Consider the following 14695-nt stretch of genomic DNA (forward strand, 5'->3'; position numbering starts at 1 on the left):
AATACGACTTCCCGGGCGATGAAGTGCCGGTTATCAAAGGTTCGGCATTAAAAGCGCTCGAAGGCGATCCGAAATGGGAAGAAAAAATCATTGAATTGATGAACGCGGTTGATGAGTACATCCCGACTCCGCAACGTGAAGTTGACAAACCGTTCATGATGCCGATTGAGGACGTTTTCTCGATCACAGGCCGTGGTACGGTTGCGACGGGCCGTGTTGAGCGCGGTACGCTCAAAGTCGGTGACCCGGTTGAAATCATCGGTCTTTCTGACGAGCCGAAAGCCACGACGGTTACGGGTGTTGAAATGTTCCGTAAACTTCTTGACCAAGCAGAAGCTGGAGACAACATCGGTGCGCTTCTCCGCGGTGTATCGCGCGACGAAGTTGAGCGCGGCCAAGTATTGGCAAAACCGGGCTCAATCACGCCGCATACGAAATTTAAAGCACAAGTTTACGTTCTGACGAAAGAGGAAGGCGGACGCCATACTCCGTTCTTCTCGAACTATCGTCCGCAATTCTACTTCCGCACAACGGACGTAACAGGCATCATCACGCTTCCGGAAGGCGTTGAAATGGTTATGCCTGGCGACAACGTTGAGATGACGGTTGAGCTGATCGCACCGATCGCGATCGAGGAAGGAACGAAATTCTCGATCCGTGAAGGCGGCCGTACAGTTGGCGCTGGTTCCGTATCGGAAATCATCGAGTAATCAAGAAAAAAGGATGTCCAACGATTGGACATCCTTTTTTCTTTATCCTGGCTGCCAGAGAATCCTATTCATCACCGTTCTTTCAATCTTTGACGCGGCTTTGCCAAACTTCACCGTTTGGGTGTCTTGTTGAAAATGAGGCGGCCGCTATGTATAATGAGGAAGTGTGGGAAAAGCGAAGAAATCACTTGCAATCTCGCTTACATACGAGTATAATATCAAATGTTGGTCTTTGACTGCGATGAAGTGGAAGGTTGCTGACACACCCGGCCGCTTTGCCACGGCGGTGTGCAGGAAATTTCCATGGAGAAGTCTATTTTCAAAATAGGCGAAGAAGGAGGGAAACCAAAATGGCAAAAGAAAAAATCCGTATTCGTTTAAAGGCTTATGATCATCGAATTTTAGATCAATCGGCAGAGAAAATCGTCGAAACGGCAAAACGTTCTGGGGCGAAAGTGTCGGGGCCGATCCCGCTGCCGACGGAAAGAACGGTCTATACGATTTTGCGTGCCGTTCACAAGTACAAAGACTCTCGTGAACAATTCGAAATGCGGACACACAAACGTTTAATTGACATTATCAATCCGACTCCGCAAACGGTTGATTCGTTGATGCGGCTGGATTTGCCGTCGGGCGTTGATATTGAAATTAAACTTTAATCGATTAGGAGGTGTGACGAATGACGAAGGGAATCTTAGGCAGAAAAATCGGTATGACGCAAATATTTGCGGAAAATGGCGATTTGATTCCGGTTACTGTCATCCATGCAACGCCAAACGTCGTGTTGCAAAAGAAAACGATCGAAAACGACGGTTATGAAGCGATCCAATTAGGGTTTGAAGATATTAGCGAAAAACGCGCCAACAAACCGCAAATTGGCCATGCTGCCAAAGCAAACACGGCACCTAAGCGCTTCATTCGTGAAATTCGCGGCGCCAACATCAATGAGTATGAAGTTGGCCAAGAAGTAAAAGTAGACATTTTCAGCGAAGGCGACATCGTCGATGTCACAGGCATTTCCAAAGGGAAAGGGTTCCAAGGGGCCATTAAGCGCCACGGCCAGTCGCGCGGGCCAATGGCTCACGGTTCTCGCTATCATCGTCGCCCGGGTTCGATGGGTGCCATCGCGCCAAACCGCGTATTCAAAACGAAAAACTTGCCGGGACGCATGGGCGGCGAGCGTGTGACGATTCAAAACTTGAAAATTGTCAAGGTCGATCCGGAACGCAACTTGTTGCTCATCAAAGGGAACGTACCGGGCCCGAGAAAAGGATTAGTGATCGTAAAAAGCGCCGTTAAAGCGAAAGCGAAGGCGAAATAACATTTGGCCGAGAAAGGAGGAACTACGTAATGCCAAAAGTAGCATTATATAACCAAAACGGGCAGACAGTCGGAGAAATCGAGCTGAACGATGCCGTTTTTGGGATTGAACCGAATAAACACGTATTGTTCGAAGCTGTCATTATGCAGCGCGCCTCGATGCGCCAAGGAACGCACAAAACGAAAAACCGCGCGGAAGTGAGCGGCGGCGGCCGCAAACCGTGGCGTCAAAAAGGGACAGGACGCGCCCGCCAAGGTTCGATTCGCGCTCCGCAATGGCGCGGCGGCGGCACGGTCTTTGGTCCGGTTCCGCGCAGCTACAGCTACAAATTGCCGAAAAAAGTCCGTCGTTTAGCGATCAAATCGGCATTGTCTTCAAAAGTGCTCGAAAACGACATCGTGGTACTGGACCAATTGTCGCTTGAAGCACCGAAGACGAAGGAAATGGTCAAAATTTTAAACAATCTCTCGGTGGATCGGAAAGCACTCATTGTGACCGACGAACTCAATGAGAATGTATATTTGTCGGCGCGCAACATCCCGGGCGTCAAAGTCGTTCCAGCCAACGGCATCAACGTGCTTGACGTGTTAAACCACGATAAGCTCGTCATTACGAAGGCGGCCGTGGAGAAAGTAGAGGAGGTGCTTGCATAATGAAAGACCCTCGCGACATTATTAAGCGCCCCATCATCACGGAAAACACAATGAATTTGATCGGGCAAAAGAAATATACGTTTGAGGTCGACGTCAAAGCGAACAAAACGGAAGTGAAAGACGCGGTCGAGAAAATTTTTGGCGTCAAAGTCGAGAAAGTCAACATCATGAACTATAAAGGGAAATTTAAACGCGTCGGCCGCTACAGCGGCTATACGAACCGCCGCCGCAAAGCGATCGTTACGCTGACGCCAGACAGCAAAGAAATCGAACTGTTTGAAGTGTAAGACTAAAAGCGAAGGAGGGACATTCCGATGGCGATTAAAAAATACAAACCGACATCGAACGGCCGTCGCGGCATGACGGTGCTTGATTTCTCGGAGATCACGACAGACCAGCCGGAAAAATCGCTGCTTGCTCCATTAAAGAAAAAAGCAGGCCGCAACAACCAAGGGAAAATTACCGTTCGCCATCAAGGCGGGGGTCATAAGCGTCAATACCGGATCATCGACTTTAAGCGTGACAAAGATGGAATTCCAGGACGCGTTGCTACGATTGAGTACGATCCGAACCGCTCGGCGAACATCGCGCTCATCAACTATGCAGACGGTGAAAAACGGTACATCATCGCGCCGAAAAACTTAAAAGTCGGCATGGAAATCATGTCGGGTCCGGATGCGGACATTAAAATCGGGAATGCATTGCCGCTTGAAAACATCCCGGTCGGTACGCTTGTCCACAACATCGAATTGAAGCCGGGCCGCGGCGGGCAATTGGTGCGTGCAGCCGGAACGTCGGCGCAAGTGCTCGGGAAAGAAGGCAAATATGTCATCGTTCGCCTCGCTTCGGGCGAAGTGCGCATGATTTTGGGCAAATGCCGCGCTACTGTCGGTGAAGTCGGCAACGAGCAACATGAACTTGTCAACATCGGGAAAGCAGGGCGCGCTCGCTGGTTAGGCATCCGTCCGACTGTTCGAGGTTCGGTTATGAACCCAGTTGATCATCCGCACGGCGGTGGTGAAGGGAAAGCACCGATCGGACGCAAGTCGCCGATGACGCCGTGGGGCAAACCGACGCTCGGATACAAAACGCGCAAAAAGAAAAACAAATCGGATAAATTCATCATTCGCCGCCGTAAGAAATAATGAACGAGCGCAATTCAGAAGGGAGGTTCACTTATGGGTCGCAGCTTGAAAAAAGGTCCGTTTTGCGATGAACATTTGATGAAAAAAATCGAAAAGCTCAATGAAACTGGGCAAAAACAAGTGATCAAAACATGGTCTCGCCGTTCGACGATCTTCCCGCAGTTTGTCGGCCATACGATCGCCGTATATGACGGCCGCAAACATGTACCGGTATACATCACAGAAGACATGGTCGGGCACAAATTGGGTGAATTTGCGCCGACGCGCACGTTCCGCGGCCATGCTGGCGATGACAAGAAAACAAAACGGTAATGAGAGGAGGTTCTGGATATGCAAGCTAAAGCTGTTGCGAGAACCGTTCGCATCGCTCCTCGTAAAGCGCGCTTAGTCATTGACTTGATCCGTGGGAAGGAAGTGGGCGAAGCATTCGCGATTTTGCGCCACACGCCAAAAGCGGCTTCCCCGATCATTGAAAAAGTGTTGAAATCGGCTGTTGCCAACGCTGAACACAACTATGACATGGACGTCAACAACTTGGTCATTTCCCAAGCGTACGTTGATGAAGGTCCAACGTTGAAACGTTTCCGTCCGCGTGCGATGGGCCGGGCAAGCGCCATTAATAAACGCACAAGCCATATTACAATCGTCGTGTCAGAAAAGAAGGAGGGATAATCCGTGGGTCAAAAGGTCAATCCGATCGGTCTGCGCATCGGCATCATTCGTGACTGGGAATCGAGATGGTATGCGGAAAAAGACTATGCAGACCTCGTGCATGAGGACTTAAAAATCCGTGAATACATCAACAAACGTTTGCAGGACGCAGCCGTTTCCCGCGTAGAGATTGAACGCGCCGCCAACCGCGTCAACGTGACGATCCATACGGCGAAACCGGGCATGGTCATCGGGAAAGGCGGTTCGGAAGTGGAAGCGCTCCGCAAAGCGCTCACGCAATTGACCGGCAAACGCGTTCACATCAACATCGTTGAAATCAAAAAACCGGATTTGGATGCGAAACTTGTTGCGAAAAATATTGCCCGCCAGCTTGAAAACCGCGTATCGTTCCGCCGGGCGCAAAAACAAGCGATTCAACGGGCGATGCGCGCCGGGGCGAAAGGGATCAAAACGATGGTGTCCGGCCGCTTAGGCGGTGCAGAGATTGCACGTTCGGAACATTACAGCGAAGGGACGGTTCCACTCCATACGCTGCGCGCTGACATTGACTATGCGACGGCAGAAGCCGATACGACGTACGGAAAAATCGGCGTGAAAGTATGGATTTACCGTGGGGAAGTCCTTCCGACAAAGAAAAAAGCTGAGGAAGGAGGAAAATAATCATGTTAATGCCAAAACGCGTCAAATATCGCCGTGAACATCGCGGACGGATGAAAGGCCGCGCCAAAGGCGGTACGGAAGTTCATTTTGGTGAATTCGGCCTGCAAGCGCTGGAATCGGCTTGGATTACGAACCGGCAAATTGAGGCCGCCCGTCGGGCAATGACCCGCTACATGAGACGGGGCGGAAAAGTATGGATTCGCATTTTCCCTTCGAAGCCATACACAGCGAAACCGCTTGAAGTGCGGATGGGTTCCGGTAAAGGGGCTCCGGAAGGCTGGGTTGCCGTTGTCAAACCAGGCAAAGTGATGTTTGAAGTGGGCGGTGTTTCCGAGGAAGTGGCACGTGAAGCGTTGCGTTTGGCTTCTCACAAACTTCCGATCAAATGCAAATTCGTAAAACGTGAAGAAACTGGTGGTGAGGCGTAATGAAAGCGAAAGAAATCCGTGAGTTAACCACTGCCGAAATCGAACAAAAAATTAAAGCGTTGAAGGAAGAGTTGTTCAACCTTCGCTTCCAGCTGGCGACGGGCCAACTCGAAAACACGGCGCGCATCCGCCAAGTGCGCAAAGACATCGCCCGTATGAAAACGATCATTCGTGAACGTGAGCTCGCTGCCAATAAATAATGTTTGAGAGGAGGTTTGCGGAATGAGCGAACGCAATCAACGAAAAGTGTACGTCGGACGGGTCGTATCAGACAAAATGGACAAAACGATTACCGTTTTGGTTGAAACGTACAAAAAACATCCGTTATACGGCAAGCGCGTGAAATATTCGAAAAAATATAAAGCGCATGACGAACATAACGAAGCGAAAGTGGGCGACATCGTCAAAATCATGGAAACTCGCCCGCTGTCGGCAACGAAACGATTCCGCCTCGTCGAGATCGTTGAAAAAGCAGTTGTTCTGTAATCATTTCATTCCAGTTCGGGGAGATAAGTCCGAAAGGAGGTTTCGTCGATGATTCAACAAGAATCTCGCTTAAAAGTAGCTGATAACTCTGGCGCACGCGAAGTGCTTGTCATTAAAGTGCTCGGAGGCTCGGGCCGCCGCTATGCGAACATCGGCGATGTTGTTGTCGCTACGGTTAAAGATGCGACGCCAGGTGGCGTTGTTAAAAAAGGTCAAGTCGTAAAAGCGGTGGTCGTCCGCACAAAACGCGGGGTGCGCCGTCCGGACGGTTCATATATCCGTTTTGACGAGAACGCCTGCGTCATCATCCGTGATGACAAAAGCCCGCGCGGCACGCGTATTTTTGGGCCGGTTGCCCGCGAACTGCGCGACAAAGATTTCATGAAAATCATTTCGTTAGCCCCGGAAGTTATCTAATGGGACGGAAGCACGTTTCAAGGAGGTGCGAATGCGATGCATGTAAAAAAAGGTGACAAAGTGCAAGTAATCTCCGGTAAAGACAAAGGCAAACAAGGCGTCATCCTGGCGGCGTTTCCGAAGAAAAACCGCGTCATCGTTGAGGGCGTCAACATTGTGAAAAAGCATGCGAAACCGTCGCAAGCGAATCCGCAAGGCGGCATCATCGAAAAAGAGGCGCCGATCCATGTGTCGAAAGTGATGCCGTTAGATCCGAAAACAGGCGAACCGACGCGCATCGGCTACAAAATTGTCGACGGTAAAAAAGTGCGCTACGCGAAAAAATCCGGAGAGATTTTAGATAAATAATCGTGACGCAGGAAAGGAGGTACCTTTATGAACCGCCTAAAAGAGAAGTATGTAAAAGAAGTCGTTCCTGCTCTGATGAGCAAGTTCAACTATAAATCGATCATGCAAGTGCCGAAAATCGAAAAAATCGTCATCAACATGGGTGTCGGCGACGCGGTGCAAAACCCGAAAGCATTAGACAGCGCCGTTGAAGAGCTGACGTTGATCGCCGGCCAGCGTCCGGTTGTGACGCGCGCGAAAAAATCGATTGCGGGCTTCCGTCTCCGCCAAGGGATGCCGATCGGTGCAAAAGTAACGTTGCGCGGTGAACGGATGTATGAATTTCTTGATAAGTTGATCTCGGTCTCGCTCCCGCGCGTGCGCGACTTCCGCGGGGTATCGAAAAAAGCGTTCGATGGCCGCGGCAACTATACGCTCGGCATTAAAGAGCAGCTCATTTTCCCGGAGATTGACTACGATAAAGTGAACAAAGTGCGCGGCATGGATATCGTGATCGTCACAACGGCCAACACGGACGAAGAAGCGCGTGAACTGCTGGCGTTGCTGGGCATGCCATTCCAAAAATAATGATCCCATAAGGAAAGGGAGGCGAAATCGTGGCTAAAAAATCGATGATCGCGAAACAAAAACGGACGCCGAAGTTTAAAGTAAGAGCGTATACCCGCTGCGAGCGCTGCGGCCGCCCGCATTCGGTTTACCGCAAGTTTAAACTTTGCCGTATTTGTTTCCGTGAACTCGCATATAAAGGTCAACTTCCTGGCATCAAAAAAGCCAGCTGGTAATCAACCCATTGATTGGGAAGGAGGTAAAACAAAATGGTGATGACAGATCCAATTGCTGATATGCTGACCCGCATTCGGAATGCGAATATGGTTCGTCACGAAAAACTCGAAGTCCCGGCTTCGAAAATCAAGCGGGAAATCGCCGAAATTTTAAAGCGCGAAGGGTTTATTCGTGATTATGAATATATCGAAGACAACAAACAAGGCATTCTCCGCATCTTCTTGAAGTACGGCCCGAACAATGAACGCGTCATTACAGGGCTGAAACGCATCAGCAAACCCGGTTTGCGCGTATACGTCAAGGCTCATGAAGTGCCGCGCGTCTTAAACGGCTTAGGCATCGCGATTCTTTCGACATCGCAAGGCGTCTTAACGGACAAAGAAGCACGGCAAAAAGGCACGGGCGGCGAAGTAATCGCCTACGTTTGGTAATTTATTTGCTCAAGAATGGAGGTGTGTTTGACATGTCACGTGTCGGCAAAAAACCAATTGAAATTCCTGCCGGTGTCACCGTTACTGTGAACGGCAATACCGTTACGGTCAAAGGGCCGAAAGGGGAATTAACCCGCACGTTCCATCCGGATATGACGATCACCGTTGAGGGCAATGTGATCACCGTTACGCGCCCAAGCGATGAAAAACATCACCGCGCGCTCCACGGCACGACGCGCAGCTTGCTCGCCAACATGGTCGAAGGCGTTTCGAAAGGGTATGAAAAAGCGCTCGAACTCGTTGGTGTCGGGTACCGGGCGTCCAAACAAGGGAAAAAGCTTGTGTTGAGCGTCGGTTACTCCCATCCGGTAGAAATTGAGCCAGAGGAAGGGCTCGAAATCGAAGTTCCGTCCCAAACGAAAATTATCGTCAAAGGGGCAGACAAACAACGCGTCGGCGAATTGGCAGCCAACATTCGTGCTGTACGCCCGCCGGAGCCGTATAAAGGCAAAGGCATTCGCTACGAAGGCGAATTGGTGCGCCTGAAGGAAGGCAAAACTGGTAAATAACGCGGCATAGCGAAGCGAAAGGAGTGACACTCGATGATTACAAAAGTTGACCGAAACGCGGTCCGCAAAAAAAGACACGCGCGCATCCGGAAAAAAATCTTCGGCACGACTGAACGTCCGCGGTTGAGCGTGTTCCGTTCAAACAAACATATTTATGCACAAATTATTGATGATACAAAATCAGCAACGATTGTCAGCGCGTCGACATTGGATAAAGAGTTCGGCTTAGATTCGACGAACAACATTGAGGCGGCGAAAAAAGTCGGCGAACTTGTCGCCAAACGGGCGTTGGAAAAAGGCATCAAACAAGTCGTCTTCGATCGCGGCGGATATTCGTACCATGGCCGGGTGAAAGCACTAGCGGATGCCGCCCGCGAAGCCGGTCTGGAATTCTAATTACAAAGGAGGGACAACGATGCGTCGTATCAATCCAAATAAACTCGAACTCGAAGAGCGTGTAGTCGCGGTCAACCGTGTAGCAAAAGTCGTGAAAGGCGGACGTCGCCTGCGCTTTTCAGCTCTCGTCGTCGTCGGCGATAAAAACGGCCACGTCGGATTTGGCACCGGGAAAGCGCAAGAAGTTCCGGAAGCGATCCGCAAAGCCATTGAAGATGCGAAGAAAAACTTAATTGAAGTGCCGATCGTCGGCACAACGATTCCGCATGAAGTCATCGGCCACTTCGGCGCTGGGGAAATCATTTTAAAACCGGCCTCTGAAGGTACCGGGGTTATCGCCGGCGGTCCGGCCCGTGCCGTATTAGAGCTGGCGGGCATCAGCGACATTTTGTCAAAATCAATCGGCTCGAACACACCAATCAACATGGTGCGCGCCACGTTCGATGGGTTGAAACAATTAAAACGCGCCGAAGACGTAGCAAAATTGCGCGGCAAAACAGTCGAGGAACTGTTAGGATAAGGAGGGAACGATCATGGCAAAAAAACTGGCGATTACCCTCACGCGCAGCGTGATTGGCCGTCCGGAAGATCAGCGCATTACCGTCAGAACGCTCGGCTTGCGGAAAATGCATCAAACGGTCGTCCATAACGACAATCCTGCCATCCGCGGGATGATCAACAAAGTCGCTCATCTGGTCAAAGTGAAAGAAATTGAGGAATAATCGTAAGGAGGTGCTTCGCCATGAAACTTCATGAATTGCAACCAGCGCCGGGTTCCCGGAAGAAAGCGGTTCGTGTCGGCCGCGGGATCGGGTCAGGCAACGGCAAAACGTCCGGACGTGGTCAAAAAGGTCAAAATGCCCGCTCGGGTGGGGGGGTTCGCCTCGGTTTTGAGGGCGGTCAAACACCGTTGTTCCGCCGTTTGCCGAAGCGCGGCTTCACGAACATCAACCGGAAAGAATATGCAGTTGTGAACTTGGAAAAACTGAACCGTTTTGAAGACGGAACGGAAGTAACGCCGGAATTGCTCCTTGAAACGGGCGTTATTAGCAAGTTGAAATCGGGTGTGAAAATTTTAGGCAAAGGCCAAATCGAGAAAAAACTGACGGTCAAAGCACATAAATTCTCAGCATCGGCGAAAGAGGCCATTGAAGCGGCTGGCGGTAAAACTGAGGTGATTTAATGTTTCGGACAATCTCCAACTTTATGCGCGTCAGTGATATTCGAAACAAAATCATTTTCACTCTTCTTATGCTGATCGTGTTCCGCATCGGAACGTTCATCCCGGTTCCGAGCGTGAACACCGATGTGCTCAAGCTGCAAGATGAATTAAATTCGTTCGGCGTCCTGAACATTTTTGGCGGCGGGGCGCTGCAAAATTTTTCAATTTTTGCCATGGGGGTTATGCCCTACATCACCGCGTCGATTATCGTCCAGCTGCTGCAAATGGACGTTGTTCCCAAATTTACGGAGTGGTCGAAGCAAGGCGAGGTTGGCCGGCGTAAATTAGCTCAGTTTACCCGCTATTTCACGGTCGTACTCGGGTTTATCCAAGCGCTTGGCATGTCGTACGGCTTCAACAATTTAGCCGGCGGGATGCTCATTCGAAATCCGGGCATCGGCACGTATTTGTTGATCGCGGTTGTCTTGACCGCCGGCACCGCATTTTTAATGTGGCTCGGCGAACAGATCACCGCGAAAGGCGTGGGCAATGGCATTTCGATCATTATTTTCGCCGGGATTGTCTCAGGCATTCCGACGGTCTTGAACCAAATTTACGCCCAACAGTTTGAAAATGTCGGGGAAGATGTGTTTTTGCGCATCGTCCGGCTCCTGCTTGTGGCGTTGGCGATCGTTGCCGTCATTGTTGGTGTCATTTACATCCAGCAGGCGTTCCGGAAAATTCCGATTCAATACGCAAAGCGGCTTGAGGGCCGAAGCTCGGTGGGCGGCCACTCGACTCATTTGCCGCTCAAAGTGAACCCAGCGGGAGTCATTCCGGTCATTTTTGCTGTATCGTTTTTGATTGCACCACCGACCATTGCATCGTTTTTTGGCACGAATGATGTAACATTGTGGATTCGCCGAACGTTTGATTATACCCATCCGATTGGCATGACGATTTACGTCGTGCTTATTATCGCGTTTACGTACTTTTATGCGTTCGTCCAAGTCAACCCGGAGCAAATGGCGGAGAATTTGAAGAAGCAAGGCGGCTACATTCCAGGCATCCGTCCTGGAAAGAATACACAAGAGTATGTAACGAGAATTTTGTACCGGCTGACGCTCGTCGGCTCTGTCTTTTTAGCGGTCATTGCCGTGCTGCCGGTGTTCTTCGTGAACGTTGCGAACTTGCCACCTTCTGCGAAAATTGGCGGTACGAGCTTGCTCATTGTCGTCGGCGTGGCGCTGGAGACAATGAAACAGCTTGAGAGCCAGCTGGTGAAACGCCATTACCGTGGATTCATCAAATAAAGAAGGCAAGAGCGGGCGTCCCTTGCCGATAGGGGGAGTTAGGATGAATTTAGTGCTGATGGGGCTGCCGGGTGCCGGCAAAGGCACGCAGGCCGAGAAAATCGTAGCGGCTTACGGTATTCCGCACATTTCAACGGGCGATATGTTTCGGGCGGCGATGAAGGAAGGAACGCCGCTAGGGCTTCAAGCGAAGCAATATATGGACCGCGGCGACCTTGTTCCGGATGAAGTGACGATCGGCATTGTCCGTGAACGGCTGAGCAAAGACGATTGCCAAAACGGTTTTTTGCTCGATGGATTCCCGCGCACGGTCGCTCAAGCGGAGGCGCTGGAAACGATGTTGGCCGACATTGGCCGCAAACTTGACTATGTCATCCATATCGATGTCCGCCAAGACGTTTTAATGGAGCGCTTGACCGGCAGACGGATTTGCCGCAACTGCGGAGCGACGTACCATCTTGTTTTTCATCCGCCGGCGAAACCGGGTGTTTGCGATAAGTGCGGGGGGGAATTGTACCAGCGCGCCGATGATAACGAAGCGACAGTGGCGAACCGGCTCGAAGTGAATATGAAACAAATGAAGCCGCTCGTTGACTTTTACGAACAAAAAGGCTATTTGCGCAACATTAACGGCGAACAGGACATGGAAAAGGTGTTTGCCGATATTCGTGAATTGCTCGGGGGACTTGCTCGATGATCATTTGCAAAACCGCGCACGAAATCACCCTCATGCGCGAGGCTGGAAAAATTGTTTCCGCTACGTTGGAAGAGTTGAAAAACCATATTCGCCCCGGGGTCACGACAAAGGAACTGGATGCCATCGCGGAGGAAGTGATTCGTTCCCATGGCGCCGTTCCATCGTTTAAAGGATACCAAGGGTTCCCGGGAAGCATTTGCGCTTCAGTCAATGAGGAGCTTGTGCACGGCATTCCCGGCGACCGTGTGTTATGCGAGGGCGACATTATTACGATCGATGTGGGCGCCCAGTATGAAGGGTATCACGCCGACTCCGCCTGGACGTATCCCGTTGGGGAGATCGATGCGGAGACGAAGCGGCTGCTCGACGTAACAGAACAATCGTTGTATGTCGGACTCGCCGAGGCGAAGCCAGGCGCTCGTTTGACGAACATTTCTCATGCGATTCAAACGTATGTTGAAGCGCACCATTTTTCCGTCGTTCGCGAGTATGTGGGGCATGGAATTGGTCAACACTTACATGAAGACCCGCAAGTCCCACATTATGGGCCGCCGAATAAAGGGCCGATTTTGCGTCCGGGGATGACGCTATGCATCGAACCGATGGTCAATGCGGGCAGCCGCCATGTCAAAACGTTGGCTGATGACTGGACCGTCGTGACGGCGGACGGAAAACGGTGTGCCCATTTCGAACATACGATTGTGATTACGGAAAATGGCTATGAAATTTTAACGTGAACGGATCGAGGCAGAGCCGCCTCAAGGCGCTCGGGCAGATCGGCGAACCGTTTTCAACGTTTGCAGTTGTCTAAAGCTATTTTGTCGATTCCGCGATCAAGGCGGCCGCTTACCGACCTTCCCGTTCACCGTGGACAATTGCGCCGCCTTATGTCCGTCCGGTTTTGCGTAACACAATGTTACTCATTCGAAGGAGGGGGAGCCGCTCGATGGCAAAAGACGATGTCATTGAAGTAGAAGGCACCGTCATTGAAACATTGCCAAATGCGATGTTTCGTGTAGAATTAGAAAATGGGCATACGGTATTGGCCCATGTGTCCGGCAAAATCCGCATGCACTTCATCCGCATTTTGCCCGGCGACCGAGTGACGGTGGAATTGTCGCCCTATGATTTGACGCGTGGACGAATCACGTATCGGTATAAATAAAAGATTGCACTCCGTTTAATAAGGAGGTAAACAACATGAAAGTGAGACCATCTGTCAAACCGATTTGCGAAAAATGCAAAGTTATTCGCAGACGCGGAAAAGTCATGGTCATTTGTGAAAACCCAAAACACAAACAACGTCAAGGGTAATTTCCAAGGAGGTGTACTACGATGGCACGTATTGCAGGTGTTGACATTCCGCGCGACAAGCGCGTAGTCATTTCGTTGACATACATTTACGGGATCGGCAAACCAACGGCGCAAAAAATCTTAAAAGAAGCAGGAGTATCGGAAGACACGCGCGTCCGTGACTTAACGGAAGAAGAGCTTGGCCGCATTCGCGAAATCGTTGGCCGCTTAAAAGTGGAAGGGGATTTGCGCCGCGAAGTATCGTTAAACATTAAACGGCTGATGGAAATCGGTTGCTATCGCGGACTCCGCCATCGCCGCGGATTGCCGGTTCGCGGCCAAAACACGAAAAACAATGCCCGCACGCGCAAAGGTCCGCGCCGTACGGTAGCGAATAAGAAAAAATAATCACGCAAAGGAGGTCATTTGACGAATGGCACGCAGAACAAACACTCGCAAACGCCGGGTGAGAAAAAATATTGACACTGGCATCGCTCATATCCGTTCGACTTTCAACAACACGATCGTGACGATTACGGACGTTCATGGCAACGCCATCGCCTGGGCGAGCGCCGGTTCGCTCGGATTCAAAGGCTCGCGTAAATCGACGCCGTTTGCGGCGCAAATGGCAGCCGAAGCGGCAGCGAAAGCGTCGATGGAACACGGCATGAAAACGGTCGAAGTGAACGTCAAAGGTCCGGGGGCTGGCCGTGAGGCAGCGATCCGGGCGTTGCAGGCAGCCGGATTGGAAATTACGGCGATCAAAGACGTCACTCCAATCCCGCACAATGGATGCCGTCCGCCAAAACGTCGCCGCGTGTAACGCCCCTGTATAGAATTTGAACCATTGTCAATAATGGGATATGATAAAGACCATGGCAGGCAAGCGTAAAGAGAGATTCATGGGGGAATGTTGTTAGGCGTGTACCGTTTGGTCGGGGTCTCGACGTTTTGAAGGAGGGTATAATAATCGATGATTGAAATTGAAAAGCCGAAAATTGAAACGGTCGAACTGAGCGAAGATGCCAAATACGGCAAATTCGTCGTCGAACCGCTTGAGTGTGGATATGGTACAACTTTAGGGAACTCCTTACGTCGTATCCTATTGTCTTCACTCCCTGGTGCGGCTGTGACATCGGTGCAAATCGACGGTGTACTGCACGAGTTTTCAACGATTGACGGCGTCGTCGAGGATGTGACAGCCATCATCT

The 14695-nt window shown here is 50.9% G+C and carries 29 protein-coding genes and 1 pseudogene; all 30 read left to right on the plus strand.

Translation table 11 applies throughout. From position 1 onward, the window contains the following. Positions 1-710 (plus strand): EF-Tu C-terminal domain-related protein (locus IKE44_RS13455; RefSeq protein WP_287466179.1); only part of this gene is annotated, 710 nt, incomplete at its 5' end. Positions 711-1060: 350 nt separating this feature from the next. Beyond that, complete coding sequence (gene rpsJ, locus IKE44_RS13460; RefSeq protein ID WP_008881945.1) at positions 1061-1369, plus strand: 30S ribosomal protein S10; 309 nt, start codon at positions 1061-1063, stop codon at positions 1367-1369. A gap of 20 nt (positions 1370-1389) precedes the next feature. Then, complete coding sequence (rplC, locus tag IKE44_RS13465) at positions 1390-2031, plus strand: 50S ribosomal protein L3 (protein WP_033008659.1); 642 nt, start codon at positions 1390-1392, stop codon at positions 2029-2031. A 29-nt stretch (positions 2032-2060) separates the two neighbouring features. Then, positions 2061-2684 (plus strand): 50S ribosomal protein L4, encoded by a 624-nt coding sequence (gene rplD / locus IKE44_RS13470; protein WP_033008661.1) that lies wholly within the window; start codon positions 2061-2063, stop codon positions 2682-2684. Further along, positions 2684-2971: a 50S ribosomal protein L23 gene (gene rplW, locus IKE44_RS13475; protein ID WP_033008663.1), complete on the plus strand. Its 288-nt coding sequence runs from the start codon at positions 2684-2686 to the stop codon at positions 2969-2971. Before rplD ends, rplW begins: the two co-directional genes overlap by 1 nt. Positions 2972-2998: 27 nt before the next feature. Next, entirely contained in the window at positions 2999-3829 is an 831-nt protein-coding gene (rplB, locus tag IKE44_RS13480) for a 50S ribosomal protein L2 (protein WP_011229623.1), read from the plus strand. 33 nt (positions 3830-3862) lie between these two features. After that, positions 3863-4141, plus strand: coding sequence for a 30S ribosomal protein S19 (rpsS, locus tag IKE44_RS13485; protein ID WP_003247570.1), 279 nt, complete (start codon positions 3863-3865; stop codon positions 4139-4141). An 18-nt stretch (positions 4142-4159) separates the two neighbouring features. Beyond that, positions 4160-4501 carry a 50S ribosomal protein L22 gene (gene rplV, locus IKE44_RS13490; protein ID WP_033008668.1) on the plus strand — a complete coding sequence of 114 codons (342 nt, stop codon included), beginning with the start codon at positions 4160-4162 and terminating at the stop codon, positions 4499-4501. Between the two features lie 3 nt (positions 4502-4504). Further along, on the plus strand, positions 4505-5161 hold the full coding sequence (gene rpsC / locus IKE44_RS13495) for a 30S ribosomal protein S3 (RefSeq protein WP_064213724.1): 657 nt from the start codon (positions 4505-4507) through the stop codon (positions 5159-5161). 2 nt (positions 5162-5163) lie between these two features. Then, positions 5164-5589: a 50S ribosomal protein L16 gene (rplP, locus tag IKE44_RS13500; RefSeq protein ID WP_011229627.1), complete on the plus strand. Its 426-nt coding sequence runs from the start codon at positions 5164-5166 to the stop codon at positions 5587-5589. Further along, entirely contained in the window at positions 5589-5789 is a 201-nt protein-coding gene (gene rpmC / locus IKE44_RS13505) for a 50S ribosomal protein L29 (RefSeq protein ID WP_011229628.1), read from the plus strand. Before rplP ends, rpmC begins: the two co-directional genes overlap by 1 nt. 22 nt (positions 5790-5811) lie before the next feature. Next, complete coding sequence (gene rpsQ / locus IKE44_RS13510; RefSeq protein ID WP_033008672.1) at positions 5812-6075, plus strand: 30S ribosomal protein S17; 264 nt, start codon at positions 5812-5814, stop codon at positions 6073-6075. Positions 6076-6123: 48 nt separating this feature from the next. Beyond that, complete coding sequence (gene rplN, locus IKE44_RS13515; RefSeq protein ID WP_011229630.1) at positions 6124-6492, plus strand: 50S ribosomal protein L14; 369 nt, start codon at positions 6124-6126, stop codon at positions 6490-6492. A gap of 36 nt (positions 6493-6528) precedes the next feature. Continuing rightward, entirely contained in the window at positions 6529-6840 is a 312-nt protein-coding gene (rplX, locus tag IKE44_RS13520; RefSeq protein ID WP_011229631.1) for a 50S ribosomal protein L24, read from the plus strand. Positions 6841-6867: 27 nt separating this feature from the next. Continuing rightward, positions 6868-7407, plus strand: a complete 540-nt coding sequence (gene rplE, locus IKE44_RS13525; RefSeq protein WP_033008675.1) for a 50S ribosomal protein L5 — start codon at positions 6868-6870, stop codon at positions 7405-7407. A gap of 29 nt (positions 7408-7436) precedes the next feature. After that, entirely contained in the window at positions 7437-7622 is a 186-nt protein-coding gene (locus tag IKE44_RS13530) for a type Z 30S ribosomal protein S14 (RefSeq protein ID WP_003247599.1), read from the plus strand. Between the two features lie 33 nt (positions 7623-7655). Then, positions 7656-8054, plus strand: coding sequence for a 30S ribosomal protein S8 (rpsH, locus tag IKE44_RS13535; RefSeq protein ID WP_033008676.1), 399 nt, complete (start codon positions 7656-7658; stop codon positions 8052-8054). A gap of 32 nt (positions 8055-8086) precedes the next feature. Next, entirely contained in the window at positions 8087-8623 is a 537-nt protein-coding gene (gene rplF, locus IKE44_RS13540) for a 50S ribosomal protein L6 (RefSeq protein WP_011229634.1), read from the plus strand. Positions 8624-8656: 33 nt separating this feature from the next. Beyond that, positions 8657-9019, plus strand: coding sequence for a 50S ribosomal protein L18 (gene rplR / locus IKE44_RS13545; RefSeq protein WP_287466188.1), 363 nt, complete (start codon positions 8657-8659; stop codon positions 9017-9019). A gap of 19 nt (positions 9020-9038) precedes the next feature. Further along, positions 9039-9539 carry a 30S ribosomal protein S5 gene (rpsE, locus tag IKE44_RS13550; protein WP_033017242.1) on the plus strand — a complete coding sequence of 167 codons (501 nt, stop codon included), beginning with the start codon at positions 9039-9041 and terminating at the stop codon, positions 9537-9539. Between the two features lie 13 nt (positions 9540-9552). Then, complete coding sequence (gene rpmD / locus IKE44_RS13555) at positions 9553-9741, plus strand: 50S ribosomal protein L30 (RefSeq protein WP_033008683.1); 189 nt, start codon at positions 9553-9555, stop codon at positions 9739-9741. Between the two features lie 20 nt (positions 9742-9761). Then, positions 9762-10202 carry a 50S ribosomal protein L15 gene (gene rplO / locus IKE44_RS13560; RefSeq protein ID WP_011229638.1) on the plus strand — a complete coding sequence of 147 codons (441 nt, stop codon included), beginning with the start codon at positions 9762-9764 and terminating at the stop codon, positions 10200-10202. Next, a complete protein-coding gene (secY, locus tag IKE44_RS13565) occupies positions 10202-11494 on the plus strand; it encodes a preprotein translocase subunit SecY (protein WP_049624207.1) in 1293 nt (430 codons plus the stop codon). Before rplO ends, secY begins: the two co-directional genes overlap by 1 nt. Before the next feature lie 43 nt (positions 11495-11537). Next, positions 11538-12191 carry an adenylate kinase gene (locus IKE44_RS13570; protein ID WP_049624206.1) on the plus strand — a complete coding sequence of 218 codons (654 nt, stop codon included), beginning with the start codon at positions 11538-11540 and terminating at the stop codon, positions 12189-12191. Beyond that, positions 12188-12928 carry a type I methionyl aminopeptidase gene (map, locus tag IKE44_RS13575; protein ID WP_033008687.1) on the plus strand — a complete coding sequence of 247 codons (741 nt, stop codon included), beginning with the start codon at positions 12188-12190 and terminating at the stop codon, positions 12926-12928. The genes IKE44_RS13570 and map overlap by 4 nt, the downstream gene beginning before the upstream one ends. Positions 12929-13137: 209 nt before the next feature. Further along, positions 13138-13356, plus strand: a complete 219-nt coding sequence (gene infA / locus IKE44_RS13580) for a translation initiation factor IF-1 (protein ID WP_011229642.1) — start codon at positions 13138-13140, stop codon at positions 13354-13356. Positions 13357-13391: 35 nt separating this feature from the next. Then, positions 13392-13505 carry a 50S ribosomal protein L36 gene (gene rpmJ, locus IKE44_RS13585; protein WP_003247619.1) on the plus strand — a complete coding sequence of 38 codons (114 nt, stop codon included), beginning with the start codon at positions 13392-13394 and terminating at the stop codon, positions 13503-13505. 21 nt (positions 13506-13526) lie between these two features. Beyond that, on the plus strand, positions 13527-13892 hold the full coding sequence (rpsM, locus tag IKE44_RS13590) for a 30S ribosomal protein S13 (RefSeq protein WP_008881920.1): 366 nt from the start codon (positions 13527-13529) through the stop codon (positions 13890-13892). 25 nt (positions 13893-13917) lie between these two features. Continuing rightward, on the plus strand, positions 13918-14307 hold the full coding sequence (rpsK, locus tag IKE44_RS13595) for a 30S ribosomal protein S11 (protein WP_011229644.1): 390 nt from the start codon (positions 13918-13920) through the stop codon (positions 14305-14307). Positions 14308-14457: 150 nt separating this feature from the next. Further along, positions 14458-14695 (plus strand): annotated as a pseudogene (locus IKE44_RS13600) (DNA-directed RNA polymerase subunit alpha); the annotation flags it as partial.

The organism is Geobacillus sp. (assembly GCF_017515625.1).
GTDB lineage: Bacteria > Bacillota > Bacilli > Bacillales > Anoxybacillaceae > Geobacillus > Geobacillus stearothermophilus.